The sequence below is a fragment of the Nocardia niigatensis NBRC 100131 genome (assembly GCF_000308655.1).
Lineage (GTDB): Bacteria > Actinomycetota > Actinomycetes > Mycobacteriales > Mycobacteriaceae > Nocardia > Nocardia niigatensis.
Map to the genome: position 1 here is coordinate 96,041 of NZ_BAGC01000023.1, position 14,610 is coordinate 110,650.

The 14,610-nt window shown below is 68.0% G+C and carries 17 protein-coding genes; 9 read left to right on the top strand and 8 right to left on the bottom strand.

Going from position 1 to position 14,610, the window contains the following annotated elements; all coding sequences use genetic code 11:
- Positions 1 to 80: 80 nt before the first annotated feature.
- Positions 81 to 785 carry a hypothetical protein gene (locus ON33_RS07010; RefSeq protein WP_157184439.1) on the bottom strand — a complete coding sequence of 235 codons (705 nt, stop codon included), beginning with the start codon at positions 783 to 785 and terminating at the stop codon, positions 81 to 83.
- On the bottom strand, positions 782 to 1,660 hold the full coding sequence (locus ON33_RS07015; RefSeq protein WP_245550327.1) for a hypothetical protein: 879 nt from the start codon (positions 1,658 to 1,660) through the stop codon (positions 782 to 784). The genes ON33_RS07010 and ON33_RS07015 overlap by 4 nt, the downstream gene beginning before the upstream one ends.
- 233 nt (positions 1,661 to 1,893) lie before the next feature.
- On the opposite strand from ON33_RS07015, the gene lspA reads away from it, so the two are divergent.
- The 5 genes from lspA (at position 1,894) to ON33_RS39405 (ending at position 5,460) form a co-directional block, all read left to right on the top strand.
- Positions 1,894 to 2,490, top strand: coding sequence for a signal peptidase II (gene lspA, locus ON33_RS07020; protein WP_083868655.1), 597 nt, complete (start codon positions 1,894 to 1,896; stop codon positions 2,488 to 2,490).
- A complete protein-coding gene (locus ON33_RS07025) occupies positions 2,487 to 3,413 on the top strand; it encodes an RluA family pseudouridine synthase (RefSeq protein WP_040856655.1) in 927 nt (308 codons plus the stop codon). Before lspA ends, ON33_RS07025 begins: the two co-directional genes overlap by 4 nt.
- Before the next feature lie 14 nt (positions 3,414 to 3,427).
- Entirely contained in the window at positions 3,428 to 4,090 is a 663-nt protein-coding gene (locus ON33_RS07030; RefSeq protein ID WP_051151727.1) for a hypothetical protein, read from the top strand.
- Positions 4,091 to 4,309: 219 nt separating this feature from the next.
- Complete coding sequence (locus ON33_RS07035; protein ID WP_040856657.1) at positions 4,310 to 4,993, top strand: GAP family protein; 684 nt, start codon at positions 4,310 to 4,312, stop codon at positions 4,991 to 4,993.
- 26 nt (positions 4,994 to 5,019) lie between these two features.
- Positions 5,020 to 5,460: an HNH endonuclease signature motif containing protein gene (locus ON33_RS39405; protein ID WP_083868657.1), complete on the top strand. Its 441-nt coding sequence runs from the start codon at positions 5,020 to 5,022 to the stop codon at positions 5,458 to 5,460.
- 388 nt (positions 5,461 to 5,848) lie between these two features.
- Here the strand turns inward: ON33_RS39405 and ON33_RS07045 are convergent, their stop codons facing one another.
- On the bottom strand, positions 5,849 to 6,370 hold the full coding sequence (locus tag ON33_RS07045; RefSeq protein WP_040856763.1) for a pyridoxamine 5'-phosphate oxidase family protein: 522 nt from the start codon (positions 6,368 to 6,370) through the stop codon (positions 5,849 to 5,851).
- A gap of 64 nt (positions 6,371 to 6,434) precedes the next feature.
- Positions 6,435 to 7,226 (bottom strand): acyl-[acyl-carrier-protein] thioesterase, encoded by a 792-nt coding sequence (locus ON33_RS07050; RefSeq protein WP_245550328.1) that lies wholly within the window; start codon positions 7,224 to 7,226, stop codon positions 6,435 to 6,437.
- Positions 7,227 to 7,424: 198 nt separating this feature from the next.
- Here ON33_RS07050 and ON33_RS07055 point away from each other — a divergent pair, with 198 nt between their 5' ends.
- Entirely contained in the window at positions 7,425 to 8,336 is a 912-nt protein-coding gene (locus ON33_RS07055) for an ADP-ribosylglycohydrolase family protein (protein ID WP_040856664.1), read from the top strand.
- A 5-nt stretch (positions 8,337 to 8,341) separates the two neighbouring features.
- Here the strand turns inward: ON33_RS07055 and ON33_RS07060 are convergent, their stop codons facing one another.
- Positions 8,342 to 9,169 (bottom strand): PhzF family phenazine biosynthesis protein, encoded by an 828-nt coding sequence (locus ON33_RS07060; protein WP_040856667.1) that lies wholly within the window; start codon positions 9,167 to 9,169, stop codon positions 8,342 to 8,344.
- 200 nt (positions 9,170 to 9,369) lie between these two features.
- A complete protein-coding gene (locus ON33_RS07065) occupies positions 9,370 to 11,802 on the bottom strand; it encodes a cation-translocating P-type ATPase (protein WP_051151736.1) in 2,433 nt (810 codons plus the stop codon).
- A 217-nt stretch (positions 11,803 to 12,019) separates the two neighbouring features.
- Here ON33_RS07065 and rarD point away from each other — a divergent pair, with 217 nt between their 5' ends.
- A complete protein-coding gene (gene rarD, locus ON33_RS07070) occupies positions 12,020 to 12,886 on the top strand; it encodes an EamA family transporter RarD (RefSeq protein WP_040856773.1) in 867 nt (288 codons plus the stop codon).
- A 48-nt stretch (positions 12,887 to 12,934) separates the two neighbouring features.
- Here rarD and ON33_RS41000 read toward each other — a convergent pair whose 3' ends face one another.
- The gene (locus ON33_RS41000) at positions 12,935 to 13,099 is read right to left on the bottom strand and encodes a hypothetical protein (protein ID WP_157184440.1); all 165 of its coding nucleotides are present in this window, start codon (positions 13,097 to 13,099) and stop codon (positions 12,935 to 12,937) included.
- Positions 13,100 to 13,358: 259 nt separating this feature from the next.
- Between ON33_RS41000 and ON33_RS39410 the strand changes: the two genes are divergently transcribed.
- Both ON33_RS39410 and ON33_RS07080 read left to right on the top strand, forming a co-directional pair.
- Positions 13,359 to 13,547 (top strand): DUF977 family protein, encoded by a 189-nt coding sequence (locus ON33_RS39410; protein WP_373281018.1) that lies wholly within the window; start codon positions 13,359 to 13,361, stop codon positions 13,545 to 13,547.
- A 168-nt stretch (positions 13,548 to 13,715) separates the two neighbouring features.
- Complete coding sequence (locus tag ON33_RS07080) at positions 13,716 to 14,114, top strand: VOC family protein (RefSeq protein WP_040856671.1); 399 nt, start codon at positions 13,716 to 13,718, stop codon at positions 14,112 to 14,114.
- 25 nt (positions 14,115 to 14,139) lie between these two features.
- On the opposite strand, the gene ON33_RS07085 is transcribed toward ON33_RS07080, so the two are convergent.
- Positions 14,140 to 14,610: class I SAM-dependent methyltransferase (locus ON33_RS07085; protein WP_040856675.1), on the bottom strand; the 471-nt coding region annotated here is incomplete at its 5' end.

Here is a 14,610-nt window from a genome sequence, read left to right on the forward strand (position 1 = left end):
GGCCACCGCGATCCGCACCCGTTTCCTTGTCGGAACGGGTGCGGAGGTGTTTTCGGGGGAGGACCGTGGATGGTCCGTGCCTACGGGCCGGCCGCGCCCTGAAGCTTGCGTACCTGCGCCGCGGTCATGGCACTGAGCTGCTGCGGGTCGGGTTCCTTCGCGTCAGAGTAGGCGATCTGCACGACCGTCGAACCGACGAGCGTGATGCTGACGTCCGTGTAGAGCGTGAGCCCGTCACTGGTGGTGCGCACCTGGAAGGCGGTCGATCCGTCACCGGCCTGCGGCTGATTCAAACCGCCCAGCTGGAATTCGACCTTCGTATTGTCGGCATCCTTACCGGAGTACTTGGTGCAGCCCGGCAGCAGCGACTGGACAGCGGAAAAGGCTTGCGCCGCCCCGCCGTTCGCGTAGGACGCGGCATCGATGTCGACACTGGCGAAGCTGGGCCCGCCGAACTGGGCCGCGGCCTGCGCCGCCGACCCCGGAGCCTGAGTGGCGATGGTCGCCAGCACATTCCCGCACGGAGCCGGATCGGTCTTGGCGCCCGCCCCGCCGGAACTGCCCGGCGGTGGATCGTCGAGCGCGGTGAATCCCTTGGGCATCGCGGTGACGTCCAGCAGATCCATGCGCAGCGTGAACTGGTCGAGCACCGCTGCGCCGCCGGGCTTCCCGGACGGTTTCACGGCCGGTCCCAGGGTCGGGAGCGTGGGCGCGGAGTCCTTGTGGCTGCCGCAGGCGGTGGCGGACAGGGCCAGGACCCCGGTCAGCAGCGCCAACCGCGTCACGCGCCCCACTGCACCTCCGTGCGCAGGGTCTGGCGCAGTGTCACCGAGCTGCGGGGGTCGCGGTAGGTCTGGTTGCCGCCGACCTCGACCTTGCCGGAAACCGGTAGCGGCAGGCCGAGATCCACCGCGATGGTGCCGGTGCCGTGCATGAGGTAGTCGACGATCTCCAGCTGGCCCGCCTCGTTGGGCAGATGCCAGACAGTGGATTTCGGAGTCTGCACCACATTCAGTTCGATGGTGAGCTGGTTGCCTTCGCGCGAGGTGAGGGTGCAGGTGGTGACCTGCTCCAGCGGCACGCTGCCGGAAACCTGTTGCCGCACCGTCCACACCGCGCCCACACCGACGTCGTCGGACGGGAAGGCGATGGACTGGTACACGGCCTGATAGAACGCCTGCTCCAGCGCGGCGCGCGCGGAGTCGGAGGTGGCGGGCTGGGGTGCCAGCTTCATCGCGGTGATCGCGCCCAGGTCGCTGACATCGAAGCCGACCCGGGATCCGTCCGCGGGCAGCAGCGCCTTGGCGAGGGTCGGGTCGGGGGAGGTGACATTGCCGACGGTGAGTTCCACCCCGTCGCTGCCGGACTGCGCGGTGAGCGGGATGGTCACCGAGGGCGGGGAGATGTCGCGCAGCGCCTGCTGATTGATCTGCTGCTCGATGTGGTGGTCGGTACGCAGCGTGACCTGCTGGGTGGCGCCGGTCTCGAGAGTGCGGCGCAGCGGCGAGCGGGGTGCGGCGCCCGGGTCGACGACGGTGGTGGTTACCGCCTCGATGGGCATGGTGACCTCTTTGTTGATGCCCGCCGGTTCGGAGCCGTCGGCCTCGGCCGTGGTCTCGGCGCGATCGCTGCAGCCGACGCCGAACGCGGTGAGCGTCACCGCGAGAACCAGGAGCAGGACCCCCGAGCGTGTGGTGCGCGTACCCGGCCCGCGCCGTGGCGGGCGCGGGAGGCCGGAACAGCGTGCGGTGGCGTTCGCCGAGCTGGGGGAGGAAGACAACACCGTCACGTCGAACAGGTTACGACGCGTTCCTGAAAAACAGCTGGGATCCCGTGGGGCCGTGGTTTCGGGGCGTTCAGAGGGCCCGGACATGGATAGGGAATGATGTCAGGGTGAGTACCGACCTGCCGCGCGAATTCGGCGCAGAGGAACCAGACACGTCACCCGGGGAGAGCGTTCCCCCGGCGCAGCCGTTGCGCCTGCCGGTGCTGCTGGTCATCGCGGCGGTCCTGCTGGGTCTGGATCTGCTGACCAAGACCATCGTGGTCGCGACCATGACCCCCGGTCGGCCGATCGATCTCATCGGCGACACGGTGCGCCTGACCCTGGTCCGCAATCCGGGCGCGGCGTTCTCCATGGCCACCGGCATGACCTGGCTGCTGACCCTGGTCGCGGCGGCCGTGGTGATCGGTGTCATCCGCATCGGCCGGACCCTGCGTTCGCTGCCGTGGGCCATCGGCCTGGGCATGGTGCTGGGCGGCGCGCTCGGCAATCTCATCGACCGCTTGTTCCGCGCGCCGGGCCCGCTGCAGGGCCATGTGGTGGATTTCGTGGCTGTCGGCTGGTGGCCGGTGTTCAATGTGGCCGACTCGTCGATCGTGTGCGGCGCCATTCTGCTGGTGGCCCTGACCGTGTTCGGGTTCGAACCCGACGGCACCCGCATGCATCGGCAGTCGGCGGCGTCGAGCGCGGAGGGGAAGACAGCATGAGGGAGACTCGCAGCATGCCGGTGCCCGATGGGCTGGACGGCATGCGAGTGGATGCCGGGCTGTCGCGGCTGCTCGGGCTGTCGCGGACCGCGGTGGCCTCGATGGCCGAGGAGGGCGCGGTTCAGCTCGACGGTGTCGCGGCCGGCAAGTCGGACCGGTTGACCGCCGGGGCCTGGCTGGAGGTCGAATTCCCCGAGCCCAAGCGGGAACTCACGGTGGAGGCGACTCCCGTGGAGGGGATGAAGATCCTCTACGCCGATGACGACATCGTGGCCGTCGACAAACCCGTTGGGGTGGCGGCGCATACGGGTGTCGGCTGGACCGGACCCACCGTGGTGGGCGGCCTGGCGGCCATGGGCTACCGCATCTCGACCTCGGGAGCCCATGAGCGGCAGGGCATCGTGCACCGGCTGGACGTCGGCACCTCGGGCGTGATGGTGGTGGCGCAGTCCGAGCATGCCTACACGCAGCTCAAGCGGGCGTTCAAGTACCGGACCGTGGACAAGCGGTATCACGCGCTGGTGCAGGGTCATCCGGATCCGAGCAGCGGCACCATCGACGCGCCCATCGGTCGCGCTCGCGGCAACGACTGGAAGTTCGCGGTCACCGCGGACGGCCGTCCGTCGGTGACCCACTACGACACCGTCGAGGCGTTCCAGTCCGCGAGCCTGCTCGACATCCACCTGGAAACCGGTCGCACCCACCAGATTCGTGTGCACTTCTCGGCCATCCGCCACCCCTGCTGCGGCGACCTGACCTACGGCGCGGACCCGCGGCTGGCCGAACGTCTCGGGCTGGAACGGCAGTGGCTGCACGCCCGCCAGCTGGGCTTCAACCACCCCGCCGACGGCCGCTGGATCGAGATCACCAGTGAGTACCCCGCCGATCTGGAGCACGCCCTCGACGTCCTGCGCGCGCACTGATCGGAGTCTCGCAAGTGGATGCGCTGACGCCGCGCCGCGTCGGGATCGCCACGGCCGTGGTGCTTTTCGCGATCCTGATCGTGGTGCTGGGCTGGGCCATCCCGCCCAGGTCGGCAGTCATCTCCTCGGACCGGCTGGGTCCGGAGAGCAGTGAACCGGTGGGCCACTACCTGGAGCGGGCCCGGACGTCCTTGCAGGGCACCGACTCCGGCGGGCATTGGGCATTGCTGACGTTCTCCGAGGGCATCACCGCCGACCGCATCCCGGAATTCAATGGCGGCCTGCGTATTTCGGAAGTCGACTACCACGTGGCCGTCGACCGGGTGGCGACGCCGATCATCGGCATCGGTGTGCCTGCCGGTGACGCGGTGGCCGTGGCATCGGTGAAATCGGCGGCCGCTCAGATGGATTCGACGCCCACCTTCGACGACCGCTCCACCCGGGTGAAGAACCTGGTGGCAGGCCGCCTGCGCGCCAACTGCGCGTGTGTCGTCGCCCTCGTCCTGCATGGCACCTTGGATCAACTCCGGACGCTGGCCGCGCACCCGGGAGTGCGCGCCGTCGAGGCACTGCCTGCCGACGCGTCAGCGGATGTCTTCGCGGTCTCTCCGCTCCTGCCCGAACAACTCGAGTCCGCCGGCCCACCCTCCGACGATGGTCCCGTGCCCGACAACTGAGCTGGTCCAGGTCCCGGGGCTGAGTCCGACCCGAGTCGTGGAAACCTCTCGCGCAGCCGGCGCGTCGGGAGGTCGGTCCACGGGCGGGCTGATGATCCTGCTGCTGGTCGGCCGGTTTGTATGTCTCCATCGGTATGTGGCGGATGGAGACCGGGTGCGGTGACATCCCGCCGCGCGTGGCAGAGCGTCCGGGAAATGTTCCCGTATGTTCGTGGGGTCATGGTGATCTTTCTGCTGGCGCTCGCGGGCTTCGCCTTTCTGGACTCGCTGGATGTGCTGCTGGTCGGTGTCACGACGGCGGTGGTCTATGACAGCCGGTTGAGTCGCCGGTCGCCGGTGCCGGGCGCACTGAGCTTTCTGGCCGGAGTGTTCGCCGTCACAACGGCTTTCGGCATCGCGTTCGTGCTCGGCCTCGGATTTCTCACCGACCGGGTCAGCTTCGACATCACTCCGACGGTTCGCTACTGGGCGGAGCTGCTCATCGGCGTGATCCTGCTCGTGCTCGGTGGTCTGCGCTTGTCGCGGGAGGGCGGGACCGCGGTCCCGCCGTGGGCGCTGGAAGCGCGGCGCAGGCCCTTGCTGCTGGGTCTCGTGGGCGTCGCGATCGGGCTGGGGCAGGCCCCGACCGCGGTGCCGTATCTGGCAGCGCTGGCCATGATCTCGGCCCGCGATCCGCATCCGTCGATGTGGCCGCTGATCATTGTCGGATACTGCCTGATCGCGCTCCTGCCGCCGGCGCTGATCCTGGTCACCTCGACCCTGAAATCGAGCCGCGCCCGGCGCTTCTATCGCGGGCTGGTCCGCAGCCTGAAGCGCTTCGGTCCGCTGTCGGTCCGCATCCTGCTGCTACTTGCCGGTGCGGCGCTGATCGTCGACGCGCTGGTGCACCATGCCTCGCTCTAGGCGGTGATGATGCCGAGGAGTCGGCTGTGGGTGTCGGCGTCGGCGGTGGCAAGCAGGCCGTGCGGGGGAGCGTGGATCTCGGTCGCTGCGAGCGACTGGCCAGCCCGGCGCAGCGTCTGGCGTTGATCGCTCGTGACAAGGGCTGCACCCGGCCGGGTTGTGAGACTCCGGCGAGTATGTGCGCGGTGCATCATGTCACCGACTGGGTCGAGGGCGGGCCCACCGACCTGGACAACCTGACCCTGGCCTGCGACCACTGCCACGCACTGGTCAACGACAGTGCCGAGGGCTGGAAAACCGTTGTGATGGGCAAAGATTCCCCATACAGGGGACGCACCGGGTGGATCGCCCCGAGGAGTCTCGACCCCACCGGTATCCCGCGCGTGAACGACAGGCATCACGTCGGGGCGCGGGTCGCTGCTGCGATCGAATCGAGTTGCCTGGGGTGGGGTTCACGGGCCGCATGAACTCCCGGCTGCTGGTGTGCTGCTGGCGTGCGCGGGAACCCGGGGAGTGTGGCCTGGTCGTCTGCCCGACCGGACTTGCGCCGACGCCGGGTTGGGAGCCGCCACCGACGACGGTACCTCCACAAGCCCCACACCTTCAGCGCTCTTCCCCGAGCCGGACACCGCGACCCCCGGCACAGCCAGCGACCACCCGCCGACCCGTCATGCGGATGCCCCAGCCCTGTGATCCAAGCGAAAACCTCCGGCAGCGACATCCACATGCAGGTTCGAAGGCGAGGGGGCTGGAAGCTGAGGGCGCGGCCCCCGGCCCGGCTCCCTCCTCCAGGCATCTTGTGTCCTTTGGTTCTTTGTCTTTTCGTTCTTCGGCTCTTGGTTCAGTCTGCGGACCTCAGTGCGCGAACTGCCAGCGCGTGGCACCGTGCGGGTCGGTCAGCGCGACCCCGACCGCAGTGTGAATCGTGAACCGGTAGAGGTACCAGGGCGCAGGCCCGGCACTCTGAGCGCTGTAAGGCGCGGTAACCGAATCGCCGGATCTTTCCGCAGGCCAGCCGCCCGCGCGGAACATCGCGGTCACCTGATCGATCTCACCAGGATCGACGATCCGATACGCCTCCCCCGACAACACGAGATCGACCTCCGGAAACCGAAAGGACAACGTGCAGAACGGATTTCCCGCCAGATTGCGGGACTTCTTGCTGCCGGGCCCACTGGTGAAGTACAGCTGCCGCCCAGCTTCGACGCACCCGATCCCCGCCGAACTCGGTTTCCCCGAAGCACTCACCGTCCCGAGAAACGCCGGTGTCTCGGGCAACCCGATCCCCGCCTCCGCCGCTTTCTGCACCCGATCCCACGGCAGCTCCGCCTTGCCGTAGATGTTCAAGTCCTGGGCCGATACCGGATCTGCGAGCATCATTCCTCCTCGGTGAGCTGATACGAGTCGAGACGGCGCGAGTCCCCCGGATTCATCGGGCCGATCAGGATGCGGCGGGCCGGAGCTGGGCGATGGCGCGGGTGTCGTCGCCGACGGCGAACCAGAGGGTGAGGGCGTCGGGGGTGCGGGTGGTGCGGATGTCGAGGGTTTCGCCGTAGCGGATGGGCTTGTTGTATTCGAGGACGAAGCGGTGGGGTGCGCGGGTGAGATCTGTTGCTTCGGTGGTCATTTCGTGGATGGCGTGCCAGTAGGCCGTGTTGGTGATGTGCTGGAAGTGGTCGGTGTCGGTGCGGCGCAGCGGGAAAGGGGTGGCGGGGGCGGTCGGCTGGGGTGCGTCGAGCCATTGGCGCCAGCGCAGGCGGCGGTTGTCGGTGGTGGTGGACATGAGTTCGAAGAAGTCGTCGGCTATGCGGGAGGGGCTCATCGTCTCCTTGTTCATGTGGATCCAGAAGCCTTCCGTTTCGATGAGGCCGCCGGTGTCGGAGTCGATGCGTACCCGCATGGTGCACCAGCGCGGGGAGATGCCCGAGCACCAGCGGCGCATGCGCAGCTGGGCCGGCCAGGTGATGGGTTGCAGCACGTCGATGACGGTGCGGCGGACGATCCAGTGTGGATGGGTGTCGAGGGCTCCGCAGTGGACGAGGTGGTCGACGCCGGCGTCCTGGAGGTGGCGGGCGATGCCGTCGATGCGCAGGTGCTGGTTCTCGTCCATGTCGACGGTGCCGAGCCGGCGGGTGACATCGAAGATGTGCCCGGAGCCGGGGACGGGGGCGAGGGGCGTGGCCAGCGGGTCGCTCGAGTTCAGGGTGGAATGGTCGGCGAACTCGTTCATCATCGGCAGACCTCCGGATCTTCCATCCAGTAGCGGGAGGGAGTGCACGGAACAACTGCGGCGGCGACACTGCACCGGAGTGTCCTCGAGCGTAGTGCAGAACCCGTAAAGACGGCGGCTGCGCGGGTCGGCGTGCCCGCCGGGTGAGTACGGTCGTGGTAGATCGATGTGTACGCATCGGAGCGGAAGAGGCGAGCGCAGATGGAATTGACGCCGGAGCAGGCCGATCGGGCCGCCGGGGTACTGCTGGGGACCGCGGCCGGGGACGCGCTGGGGGCGGGCTACGAGTTCACCGTGCCGGGCCCGGACGCGGAGATTCGGATGAAGGGCGGCGGCTCGTTCGGCTGGGCGCCCGGCGAATGGACCGATGACACCGCCATGGCGGTCGCGGTGGCGCGGGCGGCCGCGCGGGTCGGGGACATCTGTAGTCCGGAGGGGCTGGACGCGGTCGCGGCCGAATTCGTGGCCTGGTGGGATTCCGGCCCCAAGGACATCGGCAACCAGACCCGAGAGGTGCTGGAGTGGCGTGATCAGACCGGCCGCGCCATGCAGATGCGCGCCCACGATCTGAAGGGCCTGACGGCAGGCAACGGCTCGCTGATGCGCACCGCCCCGGTCGCCCTCACCTATCTCGACGATGCCGAGAAGTGTGGCAAGGCAGCCAAACTCGTCAGTTCGCTGACCCACTACGACATGCAGGCCATGCAGGCGTGCAAGCTCTGGTCCCTGGCCATCCGGCACGCCATCCTGTTCGGCACCTACGACGGCCTGCGGGAGGCGCTGTCGCAGGTGGACACCGGCTTCTGGGAACCGTTGCTGGACAAGGCCGAATCGGGCAGTCCCGCCGACTTCCCCAAGAACGGCTGGGTGGTGCACGCCCTGCAGACGGCTTGGTGGGCCATCACGCACGCCGAAACCCTGCCCGCCGCACTGGAACTCGCTGTCCGTGCGGGCGGCGACACCGATACCACGGCGGCCATCGCGGGTGGTCTGCTCGGTGCGCGCTGGGGCGCGTCGGCCATCCCGGCTGAATGGCTGGAGGTCATGCACGGCTACCCGGGCTACCGCGTCACGGACCTGAACGCGCTGACCCGGCAGGTCACCGAACGCTGAATTGCTCAGTCCGGCAGGCGGACCACGCCGTCGAGGTAGCGGCGGCACCGGCCGGTGAGCCGCACCCGGTCGCCGGTGAGGGCGCAGCGCATGGCCCCGCCGCGCCGGGAGAGCTGGCGGGCGGTGAGGGTGGTGCGCCCGAGTTCCCGGCTCCACAGCGGGGTCAGCTGGGCGTGGGCGGAGCCGGTGACGGGGTCCTCGGGGATGCCCTGGCCGGGCGCGAAGACCCGGGAGACGAAGTCGACCTCGTCGCCTTCGGCGGTGAGGATTGCGGCGCGGTTCAGGTCGGGGAAGACCGAGAAGTTCGGACGGGATTCGCGCACTTCGTGTTCGGCGGTCACGACCAGCACCACATCGGTCCCCTCGAACGCGCGCACCGGCCGCACCCCGAGCGCCTCCGCGAGCTGACGCGGAATGTCATCGTGCACATCGATTTCCACCGACGACACCGATGGCAGATCGAGCACCAGGTCGTCCCGATCCCGATCCACCCGCAACCATCCGCTGCGCGTGTAGAAGTGGACCCGATCGGCCCCCGGATGCATGTCCTCCAGGATCTGCGCGGCCGCCGCCATGGTGGCGTGCCCGCACAGGTCGACCTCCACCGTCGGGGTGAACCAGCGCAGCTGGAAGGCGGGCGAGTTGTCCGGCGGCGCACCCGCTTCCGCCGGTAGCGCCGAGGTGTAGAAGGCGGTCTCCGCGAGATTGTTCTCCTCGGCGAGTCGCTGCAGCAGCTCGTCCGGCAGCCAGGACAGCAGCGGCATGACCGCGGCGGGATTGCCCGAGAACGGTGCGTCGGCGAATGCGTCGAGCTGATGCAGCAAGACCTCCATGTCGCTCAAGGTACCTGCGAATTCAATCACTGCCCAGGACGGCATTACCCACGGCGAGCCGAAGCATGCGACCAATTGGCTGACCAGACCCCTGGACACGCGAGCAATCCGACACCGCCCCAACGTCTTCCTGTACCGCGCGGCCGAACATGATTCGAGCCGGGACCTCGAGGTGGTCCCGGCTCGAAACGAACTCCGGTTCAGTCGTTGTCGTCCGGCATTCGGGTGTGGGGTGACTCGCCGAGGTGCCTGGCGCTCAGCCACCACGCCACCTCGACCAGGACGATGCCGATGCCGCCGCATACGATGGCCAGCGTCGTCAGGGCGATGTTCGACGGGTCGAGTTTGAAGAAGTGGCGGGTGAAGGGAACCGCGAAGAGGATCAGGTAGCCGGCGCTGGAACCGGCGACGAGCAGGATCTTCCACCAGTTCCAGGGCCGGGCCACGATGGCGAGCACCCAGACCGCGATGATCAGCAGCGTGATCAGGGCGGTGGTGCCGGCCTGGACCTTCGCGGTCTCGCTGACGTCGGGGCCCTTGTAGGCGATCAGGTACGAGATGAAGGTCATGACGCCGATCACCACGCCCGACGGGACCGCCAAACGCATGACGCGGCCGACGAACCCGGTGCGGGCGCGCTCATTGTTGGGGGCCAGCGAGAGGATGAAGGCGGGGATGCCGATGGTGAACCAGGCGGCGATCGTCACGTGCCGCGGCAGGAACGGATAGCCGATGGCCTTGTAGCTGAAGATCTGTGATCCGATGCCCGCGATGCCGACCAGGAACGCCAGTACCACCGAGTACACGGTCTTGGTGAGGAACAGGTTGGAGACCCGCTCGATATTGCCGATCACCCGGCGGCCCTCGCCGACCACGTAGGGCAGGGTGGCGAACTTGTTGTCCAGCAGCACGATCTGCGCGACCGAGCGGGTGGCGGGGCTGCCGGAACCCATGGCGACGCCGATGTCGGCGTCCTTCAGTGCGAGCACGTCGTTGACGCCGTCGCCGGTCATGGCGACGGTGTGGCCGCGCGACTGCAGCGCACCGACCATGGCGCGCTTCTGATCCGGGCGGACCCGGCCGAACACGGTCTTGTGGTCGAGCACGTCCGCGAGCTCGTTCTGATCGGTCGGCAGCGTGCGGGCGTCGACCGGGTCGTCACCGCCGAGTAGCCCCAGCGAGGACGCCACCGCGCCGACCGACACCGCGTTGTCGCCGGAGATGACCTTGGTCGAAACATGCTGGGACGCGAAGTATTCGAGGGTCCCCTTGGCGTCGGGCCGCACCTTCTGCTCCAGCACCACCAGCGCCGCCGGGGTGACCTGCCCGGGCGCGTCCGGCGCGTCCACCGGCCGGTCGGTGCGCGCCAGCAGCAGCACGCGCAGGCCCTTGGCCCCGATGTCCTGTGCGGTGTCGGCGATCTCGGACGCTGGGTCGAGCAGCACGTCCGGCGCGCCCATCAGCCAGTTGCCGTGCTCGCCGTAGGACATGCCACTCCACTTCTTGGCGGAGGAGAACGGCGCGACCCCGGTGGACTGCCAGCCTGGATCGTCCGGCAGGGCCTCCTTGATGGCCAGCACGCTGGCATTGGGCCGCGGGTCGTCGGCGGCCAGCGCGGCGAGCACCTCGCGCAGCGTCGCCTCCGGAATGTCGTTCACCGGACGGACTTCCGAGAGCCGCATGCCGTTCTCGGTGAGCGTGCCGGTCTTGTCCGCGCACACCACGTCCACCCGGGCCAGCCCCTCGATGGCGGGCAGCTCCTGCACCAGGCACTTGCGCGCGCCGAGCCGGACCACGCCGACCGCGAAGGCGATGGAGGTCATCAGCACCAGGCCCTCGGGCACCATGGGCACCAGTGCGGCCACCATGCCGTTGACGGCGGGCCGCCAGGATTCCTTGGAGGAGAACAGCTGGTTGTAGATGGACAGCAGGCCCGCCGGAATCAGCAGGTAGGTAATGACTTTCAGGATGGTGTCGATGCCGCTGCGCAGTTCCGACTTGACGAGGGTGAACTTGCTGGCCTCGTCGGCGAGTCTGGCGGCGTAGGCGTCCTTGCCGACCTTGGTGGCCCGGTAGGCGCCGCTGCCGGACACCACGAAGCTGCCCGACATGATCGGCGCGCCAAGGGTTTTGTCGATCGGGTCGGCCTCACCGGTGAGCAGTGACTCGTCGACCTCGAGCAGTTCGGTCTCGATCACCTTGCCGTCGACGACGATCTGGTCGCCGGGCCCGAGTTCGATGATGTCGTCGAGCACGATCGCCTGCGGCGCCACGGCGGTGGCCCGGCCCTCGCGACGCACCATGGGTTTGGCCTGCCCGACGATGGCCAGTTTGTCGAGGGTGTTCTTGGCGCGCAGTTCCTGGATGATGCCGATCGCGCTGTTGGCGATGATCAGCAGCCCGAACATGCCGTCGATGAGCGATCCGGTGGCGAGCACGAGGATGAACAGCACACCCAGGATCGCGTTGATCCGGGTGAAGACGTTCGCCCGGACGATGTCCTTGACGGATCGGCTGGCGCGCTCCGGCACGTCGTTGGTCAGCCCCTCGCGGCGCCGCTGTTCCACCTCGGCGGAGGTGAGCCCCAGCGCGGGTGGACTGGGCGGACTAGCTGCCTGCGCAGTAATCGACATGCCCTCCACAGTAAAGGGCGACCAAAGAAACTGGCCCGTAGCTGCCCGTTATGGGACAGAGGGGTGTGTGAGGATCATCCCATGTATTCGCTGTCGTGACTTTTGTTGCGCGGGCTAACGTATTCGGGTGGCGGAAGGACCTGGGAACTCGGACGCAGCGGTCGATACGGGTCGGCGTGGTCGGCCGACGGGACACGAGGGCCCCCGGGACGCGGGCATCGCCTTCGGCATCGGGGCGTATTTCATCTGGGGACTCTTTCCGGCCTTCTTCGGACTGCTGTCCTTCGCGAGCGCGGGCGAGGTCCTGGTCGAGCGGATTCTCTGGACGCTGGTGGTCTCGCTGCTGGTGATGACGCTCGCCGGGCGGCTGGGGGAGCTGCGGCGGATCGATACGCGGACCTGGCGGTTGGCGGTCGTCGCGTCGGCGGCGATCTCGATGAACTGGGGCGCGTACGTCTACGGCGTGATCTCGCATCACGTGGTGGAGTGTGCGCTGGGGTATTTCATCAATCCGCTGGTGACGGTGGCATTCGGGGTCGTCATCTTCCGGGAACGGCTGCGGGCTCCGCAGTGGGTCGCGCTGGGGCTGGGGGCCACGGCGGTGATCGTGCTGACCATCGATTACGGTCGGCCGCCGTGGATCGCGGTGATCCTGGCCTGTTCCTTCGCCACCTATGGACTGGTCAAGAAGGTGATTCGGCTCGACGCGCTACCCGGCTTGGCGGCAGAGGGATTGGCGGCCGCGCCGTTCGCGCTGATCGCGGTGATCGTGATCGCGGTGACCGGCAACGCGACCTTCGGTTCCTCACTTCCGTATACGGGATTGCTCATGCTGACCGGCCCGGTCACCCTCGTACCACTGGTGTTGTTCGCGCTGGCGGCCCCGCGAGTGCCGTTGTCCACCATGGGAATTCTGCAGTACCTCACGCCCGGACTGCAGCTGGCCTGGGGTGTGGCGGTGGGGCACGAGCCCATGCCCGCGTCCCGCTGGGCGGGGTTCGGGCTGATCTGGCTGGCGCTGGCCATCTTCACCGTCGATGCCCTGCGCCGCTCCCGCCGACCCGTGGTCGCCGTCCCGGAATAGCGCGAAACCGCATACCCCTCAATCGATGTGCGGTTCCAGGTGGGCCGGTCAGGGTTTGCGTGCGCCCTGGGCCTTCTCCGCGAACTCGTTGGTGTAGGTGGCGCCGAGATCGATGCGGTCCAGCACCGGGGCGACATTGCGCGAGTACTGGGCGAGAATGCGCAGGACGTTATGCGCGCCTTCGGGTTTCATCAGGCCGTCGTCGTTGAACATGCTGATCGAGTCGGCGATGGGACGTAGAGTTGCGGATCGCCGCCCGCGTACTGACTCGGTATCTTCGCCGCGATCTCCTCGGGGGAGTGGGTCTTGACCCACCGCAGGGTCTGGACGAAGGGGTTCGCCAGTTTCTGCACGATGTCCGGGTGCCCGGCCACGGTCTCGCAGCGCATGTAGAGCGAGGCGGCGGGCGGCGGCCCCGGCCGGTATCGCGGCCGGAGCGTCCCTCGTCGCCTCGCCTACGAAAGAGCTTGTCCTGCAAGCGGTCCGCGATGCCGAATCGCCCATGTCCACCGCCCAGGTGGCGGCCGCCATCGGCATCTCCCGCGCCACCGCCCAGCGCTACCTCGCGAATCTGGCCGGGGCCGGCGACCTGCGTGTGCGGCTGCGCTACGGCAGCATCGGCCGCCCGGAACAGGAATACTCGGTACCGCGGCGCACCTGACACCTGAGCTGCCCCTGCTTTCCGGCGCCGCCCACCGCTGTGACGGTTCGCACAGGGCGCTTGGCGGATTCGCCGGCGGGTGGTTAACGTCGAAGGCGTGGCGATGCTCCTGTCGGCCGACTTGTACCGGTCCAGGGTCGGGATCGTCACGAGCGCAGGAGAATTCCTATCACTATCCAGTTCAACCACACCATTGTCGCGTGCACGGACAAACGAGTCTCCGCCGAATTCTGGGCGGACATCCTCGGGGTGGAGGTGGGCAAGCCGTATGGTCCGTTCATTCCGATTACCGTCGGGAATGGCGTCACCTTCGACTTCGCCGATCTGCCACCGGGTTTCGAGGGCGAACCGCAGCCGCAGCATTACGCCTTCCTGGTTTCCGAGGAAGAATTCGACGCCGCCTACGACAAGATCAAGCGGTACGGCATGACCTACTGGGCCGATCCGCGTCAGCAGGGCGTCAATCAGATCAACCACAATGACGGTGGCCGGGGGATCTATTTCCTCGATCCCGTCGGCCACTACATGGAGTTGATCACCGTCCCGTACGGCGGCTGGCCGCAGTAACTCTCACCGGGCGCCGCGGTGAAAGCTAGACGGCCACCGCGGTGCCCACCGACAGCGCGACCCAGGGCTTCGGCCCCTGCTGGTAATACTGATCGATATCGCGGATCTCGAATCCCGCGTCCTCGATCAATCCGCGAATATCGCGATTGATGTGGCAGCCGCCGGCCAGTGCCATCTGTATCGGATTGAGCCGCTGCTGCCATTTCCGGACACCGGCATCGGGTGCGAGACCGTGCTCGACGAAATGAAAAGTGCCGCCGGACGCCAGCACCCGGCGCACCTCGGCGAGCGCGGTCCCGACATCGGGGATGGTGCACAGCGTCCACGTCGACAGCGCGGAATCGAAGCTGTCGTCGTCGAACGGCAGCGCCTGCCCGTCCAGACCGGCCCGCTCCACCGGAACCGTCGCCGCGGCGATCCGTTCCGCGGCCAGCCGCCAGCCGAGATCGGCGGGTTCGACCGCGCTCACCGAGTGCACCGCCGCCGGATAGAACGG